This is a genomic window from Amycolatopsis sp. CA-128772 (genome assembly GCF_002904295.1).
Taxonomy (GTDB): domain Bacteria; phylum Actinomycetota; class Actinomycetes; order Mycobacteriales; family Pseudonocardiaceae; genus Amycolatopsis.
The window spans coordinates 44,889-57,607 of the sequence record NZ_PPHG01000022.1; the positions used below are offsets into that span (position 1 = coordinate 44,889).

The window sequence follows — 12,719 nt, forward strand, 5'->3', positions numbered from 1 at the left end:
TGCTGAGGCGTGCGATAACCGAGGCATGACCACCACCGCCGACCGCGCCTCCGCCGACGCCTCGAGCCTCGCCCGGGCGGCCCGCAGCAACCTCTGGATGCACTTCACCCGCCACTCGGCCTACGACGAGACCGACGTCCCGGTGATCGTGCGCGGCGAAGGCCCGTACATCTGGGACGCCCGCGGGAAGCGCTACCTGGACGGGCTCGCCGGGCTGTTCGCGGTCCAGGTCGGCCACGGCCGCGAGGAGCTCGCCGAGGCCGCCGCGCGGCAGACGAAGCAGCTCGCGTACTTCCCGCTTTGGGGCCACGCGCACCCGACGGCGATCGAGCTGGCTTCGCGGCTCGCTTCGGCGGCGCCGGGCGACCTGAACCGCGTGTTCTTCACGGTGAGCGGCGGCGAATCCGTCGAGACGGCGTGGAAGCTGGCGAAGCAGTACTTCAAGCTGACCGGGAAACCGGGCAAGCACAAGGTGATCAGCCGCGCGCTGGCCTACCACGGGACGTCGCAGGGAGCGCTGTCGATCACCGGCATCCCGGGCGCGAAGGCGGACTTCGAGCCGCTGGTGCCGAGCACGCTGCGCGTCCCGAACACGAACTTCTACCGCGCCCCGGAGCACGCCGACGACTACCAGGAGTACGGCCGCTGGGCTGCGGACCGGATCGAGCAGGCCATCGAGTTCGAGGGCGCGGACACGGTCGCGGCGGTGTTCCTCGAGCCGGTCCAGAACACCGGCGGCTGTTTCGTGCCGCCACCGGGCTATTTCGCGCGGGTACGCGAGATCTGCGACAAGCACGACGTCCTGCTGGTGTCCGACGAGGTGATCTGCGCGTTCGGCCGGCTCGGCCACGACTTCGCGGCGAAGCGCTACGGCTATCAGCCGGACATCATCACGACGGCGAAGGGGCTGACGTCGGGCTACGCACCCCTGGGCGCGGTGCTGGCTTCGGAGCGCCTGATGGAGCCGTTCACCCACGGCGAAACCACCTTCATGCACGGCTCGACGTACGGCGGCCACCCGGTGTCGTGCGCGGTGGCGCTGGCGAACCTGGACCTGATGGAGCGCGAAGACCTCTACGGGCACGTCCTCCGCCGCGAGCCGGCCTTCCGGTCCACTTTGGACAAGCTGACGGACCTCCCGATCGTGGGCGACGTCCGGGGCGCGGGGTTCTTCTACGGCATCGAGCTGGTGAAGGACAAGGCGACGAAGGAGACGTTCAGCGCGGCGGAGTCCGAGCGGGTGCTGCGGGGGTTCCTGTCGGAGGCGCTGTTCGAGGCGGGGCTGTACTGCCGCGCGGACGACCGGGCCGAGCCGGTGGTGCAGCTGTCGCCGCCGTTGGTCTGTGATCAGCGGGAGTTCGACGAGATGGAGCAGATTTTGCGGGACACGCTGACGCGGGCGTGGCAGCTGCTTTAGCGGGGTGGTCGCGGAGGGCGGGTTGCCTGCGGCGGGTCGTGCGTAGCGGGGGCGCGGCGGTTGTGACGGGGTGCCGCGGCGCGGGGATCGTGCGTAGCCGTTGCCTCGCTGCGGCCGCGGAACGCCGGCCGTTCGCGGAGGCTGCGTCTGTGAAGCCGTGCCTGAGGAAGGGGACCGCTGGGTGGCCTCCGGCCCCCGGAATCCACGCTACCCCGCGGCACCGACACTTCCCGCCCGCCCGGGCAGGCACGCTGACCCGATCGGGCGAGGACCTCCTTTTCCCTCCCCACAGGCGGCTCCGCTGCGTACCGTGGAGTGCGGGGGACCGGGGGGAATGGCCGGTGACCGGGCCGCCCGGGTTCGTGCCGGCCGTGCCGTGTCTTCCGGGAGGAGACCCGATGACCGCCCTGCGCCTGCCGTTCGATCGGCCGAACGTGCTCGAGATCGCTCCGCTCTTCGAGGTGCTCCGGCGGCAGGGACCGGTGGTCGCCGTCACCACGCCCGCCGGGGATCCGGCGTGGCTCGTCACCGGGTTCGACGAGGTGCGGGGTGTCTTCACCGATCCGCGGTTCGGGCGGTCGCACCCCGCGCCCGAGGAGGCGTCCGCGCTTTCGGACGCCGCCTTCCTCAGCCGGCCGCAGGGGGACCACGAGACCGAGCACAGCGAGCACGCCCGGATGCGGCGGCTGCTCGTGCCCGCCTTCTCCGCCAACCGGATCCGGCGGCTCGCCGGGCACGTGCAGGAGCTCGCCGACGGCTGCTTCGACGCCATGGACCGCGCCGGGCGCGGTGGCGAGGTTGTCGACCTGCACGAACACCTCTCCTTCCCGCTGCCCGTGCTGGTCATCTGCGAGCTGCTCGGCGTCCCGTACGAAGACCGCGAGACGTTCCGGGTGCTGTCGGACCGGATGGGCCGGATGGACATCGGTGACGCCTCGAACGCGGCGCTCGAGGAGTTCGCCGGCTACATGAGCCGGCTCGCCGACGCCAAGCGGCGCAACCCCGGGCAGGACGTCGTCTCCGACATGGTGCGCGCGCAGGCCGGCGATCCCGCCTTCGGTGACGACGACCTCGCGCGGCTCGCCGCCGGCCTGTTGTTCGCCGGCCACGAAACCACCTCCAACCGGATCGACCTCGGCGCCCTCTTCCTGCTCTCCGACCTCGCCCGGCGGGACGCGCTGGCCGCCGACCCCGAGGGCCGCGTACACGGCGTCGTCGAGGAAATCCTGCGGCTGTCCGCGCCGAGCGGGCTCGGGGTGCTGCGGTACGCCCACGACGACGTCGAGCTCGGCGGGGTGGCGATCGCGCGCGGCGACGCGCTCGTCCTGTCGATCGCCGCCGCGAACCGGGACGGGGCCGTGTTCCCCGATCCCGCGGCCTTCGACCCCGGGCGCAAGCCGAATGCGCACGTCTCCTTCGCCTACGGCGGCTGGTTCTGCATCGGCGCCAGCCTGGCCCGCACCGAACTGCGCGTCGTGTTCGGCTCGCTGTTCCGGCGGTTCCCCGGCCTGCGCCTGGCCGTCGGCCTCGATGAACTCCGGATCCGGACGAACCGTGTCACCGGGGGAGTGGACCGCGTGCCGGTCCTCTGGTAGACCAACGGCGGCCGCATGTGGAGGAAAAGACGTGACCCTGTGGGACAAGCTCGGGATGGACGACAAGCTCGTCAAGGTGCTGACGGAGATCCCGCCGGGCCCCGACGCCGGGGAGTTCGGCCGCGCCTACATCACCATCCACCAGCTGGCCGTCGAGCTGGATCAGCGGTTCCCCGAGGTCCGCGCGCAGCTGGACGTGCCGCTGGGCGGAGGCGGCGCGACCCGGCACGCGGGCCTCGTCGAGCTGCTCGGCAAGGAGCTGGTCGACAAGATCCGGCGCTACGGCGACGTCTACCCGATCGAAGCCGCGCAGCTGTCCTCGGTGCGCTTCCGCGAGCTGCGGCTGCGCGGGCCGGGCGGCCGCGACCTCGTCGGCGCGTCGAAGGCCGACCTGCCGCTGATCCGCCTGCGGGCCAAGGACTGATCCGTGCTCGCACCGCCGGTCCGGGTCCTGGTGGCCGAGCGCGACGCGGCGGTGCGCGCCCGCCTGAGCTCGATCCTCGACGCGGCCGACGGCATCGAGGTGATCGGCTCGGCCCCCGACGCGACGGCGGCCCGCGTCACCCTCCGGCGCCGGCTGCCCGACGTGCTGCTGCTGGACCTGCGCCTGCCGTGGCCCGGCGCCCTGCCCCGGCGCCCGGCGGTGGTGGCCCTGGCCACGTTCGACTCGGACGCGGCCATCCTGCGGGCGCTGCGCGACGGCGCCTCGGGTTTCCTGCTGCGGTCCGCCCGCCGCAACGACCTGATCAAGGTCGTCCGCCTGGCCGCCGACGGTCACGTCGTGCTGTCGACGGACGCCGCCCGCCGCCTGCTGTCGGCGGCCACCCGCCTGTCCGGTCCCCGCGACGACCGGCTCGCGCAGGTGGACCGCCTGTCGGCCCGCGAGACCGACGTGCTCGCCGGCCTCGGTGCGGCGTTGACCGACGCCGAAATCGCGCACCGGCTGGGGCTGCCGGAGCCGGTCGTGCGCGAATGCGTGGCCCGCGTGGTGCGCAAGCTCGGCTGTGCGCACCGGACCGGCGCCGGGCTGCTGGCGTACGAGCGCGGGCTCTGCCGCCCCGGCCCGGGCTGAGGTGACCGGCGCCGGCAGCCGGTCACCCCGGAGCCCTCAGAAGCCGCTCAAGCCGTCCGGCACCCCCACGCCGGTGGGGGCGTCGTAGCCCGGACCCGCGACGCACAGGTAGTCGCCGCCGCACTTCTTGCCGGCGCCCGAAGGATCGTTGTCGCCCGTGGTGACGTCCACGAACCGGGCCGCGTTCGCGTACACCCCGGCCGGCTGGGCCGTGCCCGCCCGGCCCGATCGGCCGTACAGGCCCGCCACGAACGGCGCCGAAGCACTCGTGCCGTTCACCGGCAGCCAGCCGCCCACGTCGGTGTTGTGGACGGCCAGGCTGTCGGCGACCGCCGCCACGTCGGCGACGGTCCGCTTGCCGCAGTGGGTGTCCTTCTGCCACTTCGGTTTGGCGATGTACGCCGAACAGCCGCTGCCGCCGTACTGCCACGCCGATTCCGCCCAGCCGCGCGGCGAATCCGGGTCACGGGCCAGCGACGTGCCGCCGACCGCGACCGTCGAGGCCAGCACCGCCGGGTAGCTCGCCGCCGTGAAGCCGCTGTCGCCCGAAGAGGCCACCACCGTCACGCCCGGGTGCTGGTAGTGGCTCGCGAACGCCAGCGGTGCACCGCCTTCCCGGGCGCCGTAGCTGTTCGACACCACCTTCGCGCCCAGCCGCACCGCGGTGTCCTCCGTCTCGGCGAGGTCGGCGAACCCCGGCGAACTGCCCTCCACGACGAGGATCCGGCAGGACGGGCACGCCGCCGACACCATCGAGACGTCCAGAGTGGACTCAAGGCCCCAGCCGAAGCTGGCCGGCGGCAGCGGGGCCGCCGCGCCCTGCTGGTTCACCTTGCGGAAGCAGCCGTTCGCGCTCGTGCACGGCGGCAGGCCGTACTGCGCCCGGTAGGTGGCCAGGTCGGCCTCCAGGTTCGGCGCGTCGTAGGCGATCGAGATGCCGACGACGGTGTCCGGCCCCGCCTGGCCGGGCAGCCGGTACGCCGACGCGAGGTCGTCGGCGCCCCAGCCGGCCGGGCCGTCCGCCCGCGCGCGAACCATGGGGGAGGAGTACGTGGTCAGGCAGCGCACCTGGCCCGGCGCCGGCTCCGGGCACGCCGCGCGGGGCACCGGTGCGGCCGCGGCCACGGCCGGCGTGATCGTGCCGGCCACCACGACGGCGGCCAGCACGGCGATCCCTCTTCCGTTCACTGTGGACCTTCCCCTTAGGACAGGTAGACGTGGTAGGCGGCCGCGACGCTCTCGGCGATCGTCGCCCCGGCGGCGTCGGACGCCGTGACCCGCAGCGAGACGTCCGTGCCGCGGAACGCCTCCGTGGTCGCGGGGAAGTCCGCGTGGAAGACGCCGTTGCCGCGGGCGGTGACGGCCGCGTCCAGCCAGGTCGTGCCGTCGGTCGAGTACTGCACGGTCGCGCCGGTGACGGGCGAAGCGGCGCTCTGCTGCAGGTGCCCCACCGTCAGGTCCAGGCTCTGCGGGCCGCTCAGGGTGGACCCGTCCGGCCGGAGCCCGCCGACGGCGTACTGCAGCGTCAGCAGCGGCTCGACCGCACACGCGCGGTCCGGCCCGTTCTCCCCGCGCGCGCAGTACAGCGCCGGCGGCAGCGTCGCGCCTTCGACGTGCTGCGACTGCCACGTCCACTCGGTGTGGCTCGCGGTGCTCTGGTGGTACATCGGCCCGGTGCGCCCGGCGTCGACGGTGAGCCCGAGCGTCGACGGCGCCGCGCCGGCCTCCCGCTCGAAGGCGACCTCGAAGCCACCCGACGGCGTGCCCTCGGCCAGAGTGGTGCCGTCCTGGGTGAGCCGGTAGTGCCCGGTGACGGTGTCCCGCGACTCGCCGTAGTAGCCGAACCCGGTGTGGCCCGGCTCGTTGTCGCTGAACGGCGTGATCGAGAACCGCAGCAGGTCACCGGCGCGGGTCGCGGCCGGGAGGGTGTAGACCGTCGGGTCGGTCCGCAGCGCCACCGCGCCCGCGGGGTGCAGCGGGAAGCGGTTCCAGCCCTCGGTGACCGTCGAACCGCCCTGGTAGCCGTGGAACGCCTCGTACTGGCCGCCGGCCCAGCCGGGGAACGGCCCGGGCAGCACGTACTTCGACACACCGCCGAACCACACCAGGTCGGGCGCCGCCGAGACGTACTCGGTCTGCTTGCGCGGCAGGTCGATCGGGTGCGACGGCCGGCCGCCACCGTCCTCGAAGGTGAACATGCCGCTGCGCTGCCGCAGGCCCGCCGAGCGGTACTCGCTGTAGTAGGTGGCGTCCACCGAGGCGACGTCCTTCGCCGTGATCACGTACCGCTGCTGCGGAATCGTGCCGATGCTGGCCTTCTGCAGCACGTATTCGTACGGCGTGCCGGGTCCGGGCGGGGACACCAGCCGGCTGTACGGGTAGGTCTGCAGGGCCCCGGTGCGCACCGGCACGGCGGACGGCGACACCGAAATCGGCACGCCCGGCCCGGCGTCGAAGTCGACGACCAGCGCCGGCCCGGTCTTCGCGGCCCGGCGGAAGAGGAACCCGGTGTCGTCGAGCAGCGCCGGCCGCGGGGTCACCCAGGTCAGCTTGGCGGACGCGCGTTTCGCGTCGACCCGGACGGTCGCGTCCGCCTTGACGGCGAACTCCGGCTGCGCGCTGAACCGCAGTTCGGTCGGGTTGCCGTCGGCGTCGGCCGTCCAGAACACGCCGAGCGCGCTGTAGTGGCCGTCCGGCACGCTGAACTTGGCCGTTCCCCCGGCGAAGTAGTTGAAGTTCTCGTCCGCGGCGAGGGTGTTGCCGTCGTCGGTGTTGTAGAGGAACGCGATGCCGGTGTCGGCCGGCTCGCCCGCGATGTCGGTGGCGTCGACGGACACCGTCCGCATCACCGAACGCGGCTGGACGGCCTCCCGCTGCGGCGCGCCGGCGAGCGCGTACCGCGCCCCGTTCGCGAAGAGCCCCTGCCCGCCGAAGTGCCCGCGGGCGTTGTCCTCGTTGAACTGCTTCGCCAGCGCGGCCCCGAAAGTCGCGGCGTCGGCCGGGTTCGCGGCGCCCGCGAGCAGTGCCTCGACGTCGAACAGGTTCAGGTCGAGCCCGCGCCCGAGGTAGGGGAGCGCGGTGCCGGGCACCTCGTAGTCCCGGCCGCCGAGCCGCAGGTGGACCAGCGCCCGCGCCATGCCCTTGGCCGCGGCCGGCTGGATTTCGAACGTGTCGCGGCCGTCCGGCGCGGTCCGGACGGTGATCCGGTCGCCGGTGATCAGGGTGGCGGTCGCCGACGTCCCGGCCGCGACCGCCGCCGGCGGGGCGAGCCCGGTCAGCCCCGCCGAACCGGCGAGCAGCACCGCGAACACCGAAAGAGTTCTTCGCACTGGCACCTCCTGGTGGTGGTTGATCACCACTTCCGACGAGCCGGCCGCCCGGACCGTTGAGAACGGTGCTCGAACTCCCGAGAATTACCTCGATCGGAGCAACGACGGAGAGTCAGCATCGGCCGCGGGCCCGAACCGCTGCGGGACAGGGCTTTGCGCCGGCCGTAGCGCCGTAGCAGCGGTTTGCTGCTAGGTGGTCGACCGCGCCGTCCTCGCGGCGGGCGGCCCTGGACTTCAGAGCGTCCGGCACGTGACGGCCGGGCGGGCGTCGGCGCTTCCGTTCTGCGTCAACGCGATCAGGCCGAACGTCGTCGTCGCGTCCGCGTCGAGCTTCGCGTTCCAGTCGGCGTTTTCCACCGTCACCGTGGATCCGTCGACCGTGAAGGTGCCGTTCCACAGGCCGCTGATGCGGTGACCGGCGGGCAACGTCCAGCGCACGCGCCAGCCGGACAGGCCCGCGGCCCGGTCGTTGCGGACCGTCACCTGCACCTGGTAGCCGCCGGGCCAGGAGTTCGTCACCTCGTACCGCGCCGCGCAGCCCAGGTCGGCCGGGGTCGAGGGCGCCGGGGACGGGGACGAGGATATCGACGACGTGACCGGGGACGGGACCGGCGCGGCCACGGGCGTGCCGTCCGGGACGATCACCGTGCCGATCACCACGCCCAGCGCCAGCAGCACCGCGCCGGCGGCACCCGCCAGGACGAGCCGGCGGCGCGGCCGGCGGACGCGCAGCAGCCGGGTGCCGGCCCGCGGCCGGGGGCGGGGCGGGGGCAGCGGGCGGCCGCCGGTGACCGCTTCGAACAGCTCCTGGACCTCCGCCATCGCCGGGCGGGCCCCGGGATCCCGCTGCAGCATGCGGGTGAGCACCTCGGCGAGCGGGCCGTCGTGGCGCGGCGGGACGACGTCCTCCTTGGCGATGCGCAGGAGCAGGGCGATCGCGTTGTCGTCGTTGCCGAACGGCGGGGCGCCCTCCAACGCCCGGTAGAGCGTCGCACCGAGGGAAAAGACGTCGGCCGGGAACCCGGCTTCGAGGCCGCCGGCGACTTCGGGGGCCAGGTAGGCGGGGGTGCCCGCGATGAACCCGCCGCCGGTCACCGTGCCCTCGCCGGTCGCGCGGGAGATGCCGAAGTCGGCGATCTTGACGGCGCCGGACTCGCCGAGCAGGACGTTGGCGGGCGTGACGTCGCGGTGCACGACGCCCTCGGCGTGCGCGGCGGCGAGCGCCGACGCGATCCGCGCGCCGATGCGCGCGGCCTCGCCGGCGGGCAGCACCTCCCGGTCGAGCAGGATCTCCGCCAGGCTGCGCGACGGGAGGTACTCCATGACCAGGTACGGGCCGCCGGGCGCCTCGACGACGTCGTGCACCGTGATCGCGTGCGGGTGCCGCAGGCGGGCGGTCAGCCGGGCCTCGCGCAGGGCGCGCTGCGCCGCCTGCTCCCCGGCGGCCGGCCCGATGGTCGCGTCGTAGTCCAGCTGCTTGATCGCGACGACCCGGTCGAGCCGCTCGTCGCGGGCGCGCCAGACGACGCCCATCGACCCCTGGCCGATCCTCGCCGCCAGCCGGTAGCGCCCGGCGATCAGCTGTCCTGCGTCGGTCACGGCGACCTCCCGGCTTCCCCCGGAACACACGGATGCGGGCGACGTTCGGTTCGAGCTTAACGACCTGCCCGCCGGTCCGCCGACGGACAGGCCGTGCTCACGCGCCCGGCCGGTGCAGCTGGTCCCACGCCGGGACGTACGGTGTGAACCGCAGCTTCATCCCCGCCTCCGCGGGCAGCTTGTCGGCCTTCCGCGCGTTGCAGCTGCGGGCCGTGCCCCCGCAGGCGGCGACCGTGTTCAGCCACGACGTCCGCTCACCGCCGCGGCTCAGCGGCGTCACGTGGTCGATCGTCGTCGCCTTCGCGCCGCAGTACGCGCAGCGGTGGCCGTCGCGGGTCAGCACCCCGCGCCGGGACCAGCGCGGCGGCTGCGTATATCGCCACTTCATGACGACGTACCGCAGCAACCGCACGATCTTCGGGCGCGGGAACAGCCCGTACGCGAGACCGTCTTCGGCCTCGTGGATTTCGGCGACGTGCCGCACGAGCATGCGGATCGCGTGCGGCACAGAAACAGTCTGCAGCGGCTCGTAACCGGCGTTCAGGACGAGGACCTTCACAGCGCACCCCTTTTTTCGTGGCGAGATACCGGAAGCCGCCTCGCGGGCGGCTTCCGGTCTGGTGCGCATCATCGTCGCCGAGCGCCCTGAGCTGCGTCAATCGTGTTTCACCGCAGGGGATGCGCGCGGAAGAACCGCCAGACGACCGGGGTCGCGTCGATCACCGTGGGCGTCGCGGAATCGTTGTTCGGCCGGGTGCTGGGCCAGACGTGCCCGGCCCCTTCGACGCGGTAGTGCTCGAGGGCGCCGCGGCCGTCGCAGCCGAGCCACTTCTGCGCCACCACCCCGGGCACCGGCGTCCACGAAACCGGGTCCGGGCGGCAACCGTCCCTTGTGGACCATCCGGCGAGCCAGTCCGGGACGGCCGGCAGGCCCTTCGCCGGGTTGCCGGCGTAGGGGATGGTCGTGTCGGCGGTGCCGTGGAAGTCGAGGACCGGCACCGGGCGGCGCGGCAGGCAGGCTCCGCCCTGCGGGTAGAAGGCCCCCGACACCGGCGCGAACGCCGCGATCCGGCCGCCCAGCCGGCACGCCAGCACGTCGACGAACCCGCCGCCGTTGGATTTGCCGGCGGCGTAGATCCGGCCCGGGTCGACGCACAGCGTGCGCTGCAGCGCGGTCAGCAGGTCGCTGGTGAACAGCACGTCGTCGGCGGCGGCCGAGTAGGGCGCCCCGGTCCAGGCGGACTCGCCGTCGGTGCCGATCAGGCCCTGCGGGTAGACCGCGATCGCGTCCAGCGCGGAGAAACCGGACAGCTCCTCCTGGTACTGCGACGTCCGCTTGTGCCCGTGGAAGGACAGCACCAGCGGGTAGGGCCGGTGCGGGTTGTAGCGGGCGGGCAGGTGCACGGTGTACTCGCGGTCGATCCCGCCCGAGCTGACGTGCCGGGTGGTCGTCACCCCGGCCGGGAAGCCGGGCGCGCGCCCGCAGCCGGTGGTGCGGACGGGGTGGTCGGCGACGCCCGCGGCGGCGGCGGGCGCGGCGAAAGCGGTGGTCAGGGCACAGGCCGTGGCGAACACGGCCGCCCACCGGGGGAAGCGTCCGGGCACTCGATCCTCCTTGATCGGCAGCGGGGCGTGGCCAGCATCACACCGGGTGCGCACGGATCCCGGGTTGCGTTCATAAAGTGCGCGGGCGGAACTGTCGGACCCGCTCGGTAGGATCGACCCAACGACGGCCACCGGACCCGCGAAAGGAATGGAAGTGACTGCCCCGATCGAGACCCTGGAGTTCCAGTCGGAAGCGCGTCAGCTGCTCCAGCTGATGATCCATTCGATCTATTCGAACAAGGACACGTTCCTGCGGGAGCTGGTGTCCAACGCCTCCGACGCCCTCGACAAGCTGCGGCTGGAGTCGTACCGCGACAAGGACCTCGAGGCGGACACGTCCGACCTGCACATCACGCTCGAAACCGATCCCGGGGCGCGCACCCTGACGGTGCGCGACAACGGCATCGGCATGACCCGCGACGAGGTCGTCGCCCTGATCGGGACGATCGCCAAGTCCGGCACCGCGGACTTCCTGACCAAGCTGAAGGAAGCGAAGGACGCGGCGGCGTCGCAGGACCTGATCGGGCAGTTCGGCGTCGGGTTCTACGCCAGCTTCATGGTCGCGGACAAGGTCACCCTCGTGACGCGCCGCGCGGGCACCGCCGAGGGCGTCCAGTGGGAGTCGACCGGCGAAGGCACGTACACGATCCAGCCGGTCGAGGACGCGCCCCAGGGCACCGCGGTCACCCTGCACCTCAAGCCCGAGGACACCGAGGACCACCTCTACGACTACACGTCCGCGGCGAAGATCCGCGAGATCGTCAAGAAGTACTCCGACTTCATCACCTGGCCCATCCGCATGCGGGGCGACGGTGAGGACGCCGAGGCCGAGACGGTCAACTCGATGAAGGCGCTGTGGGCGCGCTCGTCGAGCGAGGTCACCGAGGACGAGTACCACGAGTTCTACAAGCACATCAGCCACGACTGGCAGGACCCCCTCGACACGATCCGGCTGCAGGCCGAGGGCACGTTCGAGTACCAGGCGCTGCTGTTCCTGCCCTCGCACGCGCCGATGGACCTGTTCCTGCGCGAGCGCAAGCGGGGCGTGCAGCTCTACGTCAAGCGCGTCTTCATCATGGACGACTGCGAGTCGCTCGTCCCCGAGTACCTGCGGTTCGTCAAGGGCGTCGTCGACGCGCAGGACCTCTCGCTCAACGTGTCGCGGGAGATCCTCCAGCAGGACAGGCAGATCCAGCTGATCCGCCGCCGCCTGGTCAAGAAGGTCCTCTCGACGGTCAAGACGATGATGACCGCCGACGCCGAGAAGTACGCGACGTTCTGGCGCGAGTTCGGCCGGGCGGTCAAGGAGGGCCTGCTCGACGACTTCGAGAACCGCGAAGCCATCCTCGAGATCTCCTCGTTCGCCTCGACGCACGACGCCGAGAAGCCGACTTCGCTGCGCGACTACGTCTCGCGGATGAAGGACGGCCAGGAGCACATCTACTTCATGACCGGCGAATCGCGGTCCGCGATCGAGAACTCGCCGCACATGGAGGCGTTCCGCGCCAAGGGCTTCGAGGTGCTGGTGCTGACCGACCCGATCGACGAGATGTGGGTCGACTCGGTGCCGGGCTTTCGCGAGCTGCAGTTCCAGTCGATCGCCAAGGGCCAGGTCGACCTCGAGTCGGAGGAGGACAAGAAGGCCACCGAGGTCGCCCGCGAACAGCGGAACAAGGACTTCGAGGGCCTGCTGACGTGGCTGGGCACGGCGCTGGGCGACACGGTCAAGGAGGTGCGCCTGTCGTCGCGGCTGACGACGTCGCCCGCCTGCATCGTCGGCGACACGCACGACCTGACCCCGACCCTGGAGAAGATGTACCGGGCGATGGGGCAGGAACTGCCGCCGATCAAGCGCATCCTCGAGCTCAACCCGGACCACGGGCTGGTGACCGGGCTGCGCGAGGCGCACACGGCCCGGCCGGACGACGAGGACCTGGCCGAGACGGCCGAGCTGCTGTACGGCATGGCCCTGCTGGCCGAGGGCGGCGAACTGGCCGACCCGTCCCGGTTCATCAAGCTGCTGGCCGGCCGGCTGGAGAAGACGCTCTGACGCGTGATTGAGCCCGTGACTCGCGTGATCGGAGCCGGAACCGGCGAGTTCC

Annotated in this window: 10 protein-coding genes; 5 read left to right on the forward strand and 5 right to left on the reverse strand. The window is 72.5% G+C overall.

Annotation, left to right across the window (positions count from 1 at the left end; all coding sequences use genetic code 11):
- Positions 1–25: 25 nt before the first annotated feature.
- From C2L59_RS08795 to C2L59_RS08810, 4 genes are all read left to right on the forward strand, one after another.
- Entirely contained in the window at positions 26–1,417 is a 1,392-nt protein-coding gene (locus C2L59_RS08795; RefSeq protein WP_103349012.1) for an aspartate aminotransferase family protein, read from the forward strand.
- A 398-nt stretch (positions 1,418–1,815) separates the two neighbouring features.
- Positions 1,816–3,012, forward strand: a complete 1,197-nt coding sequence (locus tag C2L59_RS08800; protein WP_103349013.1) for a cytochrome P450 — start codon at positions 1,816–1,818, stop codon at positions 3,010–3,012.
- Between the two features lie 31 nt (positions 3,013–3,043).
- Positions 3,044–3,436 carry a hypothetical protein gene (locus C2L59_RS08805; protein ID WP_103349014.1) on the forward strand — a complete coding sequence of 131 codons (393 nt, stop codon included), beginning with the start codon at positions 3,044–3,046 and terminating at the stop codon, positions 3,434–3,436.
- Positions 3,437–3,439: 3 nt separating this feature from the next.
- Positions 3,440–4,084: a response regulator transcription factor gene (locus C2L59_RS08810; RefSeq protein WP_103349015.1), complete on the forward strand. Its 645-nt coding sequence runs from the start codon at positions 3,440–3,442 to the stop codon at positions 4,082–4,084.
- Between the two features lie 36 nt (positions 4,085–4,120).
- On the opposite strand, the gene C2L59_RS08815 is transcribed toward C2L59_RS08810, so the two are convergent.
- The 5 genes from C2L59_RS08815 to C2L59_RS08835 form a co-directional block, all read right to left on the reverse strand.
- On the reverse strand, positions 4,121–5,272 hold the full coding sequence (locus C2L59_RS08815) for a S8 family serine peptidase (RefSeq protein ID WP_233223351.1): 1,152 nt from the start codon (positions 5,270–5,272) through the stop codon (positions 4,121–4,123).
- A 14-nt stretch (positions 5,273–5,286) separates the two neighbouring features.
- Complete coding sequence (locus C2L59_RS08820; RefSeq protein WP_233223353.1) at positions 5,287–7,413, reverse strand: hypothetical protein; 2,127 nt, start codon at positions 7,411–7,413, stop codon at positions 5,287–5,289.
- A gap of 234 nt (positions 7,414–7,647) precedes the next feature.
- Positions 7,648–9,012: a protein kinase gene (locus C2L59_RS08825; protein WP_103349018.1), complete on the reverse strand. Its 1,365-nt coding sequence runs from the start codon at positions 9,010–9,012 to the stop codon at positions 7,648–7,650.
- 97 nt (positions 9,013–9,109) lie between these two features.
- The gene (locus tag C2L59_RS08830) at positions 9,110–9,571 is read right to left on the reverse strand and encodes an HNH endonuclease (RefSeq protein WP_103349019.1); all 462 of its coding nucleotides are present in this window, start codon (positions 9,569–9,571) and stop codon (positions 9,110–9,112) included.
- 107 nt (positions 9,572–9,678) lie between these two features.
- Positions 9,679–10,587 (reverse strand): PHB depolymerase family esterase, encoded by a 909-nt coding sequence (locus C2L59_RS08835; RefSeq protein ID WP_370444725.1) that lies wholly within the window; start codon positions 10,585–10,587, stop codon positions 9,679–9,681.
- 184 nt (positions 10,588–10,771) lie between these two features.
- Between C2L59_RS08835 and htpG the strand changes: the two genes are divergently transcribed.
- On the forward strand, positions 10,772–12,667 hold the full coding sequence (htpG, locus tag C2L59_RS08840) for a molecular chaperone HtpG (RefSeq protein ID WP_199198981.1): 1,896 nt from the start codon (positions 10,772–10,774) through the stop codon (positions 12,665–12,667).
- Positions 12,668–12,719 lie beyond the last annotated feature (52 nt).

Excerpts from the sequence above, each read along its gene's own strand:
- C2L59_RS08795 (WP_103349012.1), top strand. The coding sequence starts at position 26 with ATGACCACCACCGCCGACCGCGCCTCCGCCGACGCCTCGAGCCTCGCC.
- C2L59_RS08800 (WP_103349013.1), top strand. The coding sequence starts at position 1,816 with ATGACCGCCCTGCGCCTGCCGTTCGATCGGCCGAACGTGCTCGAGATC.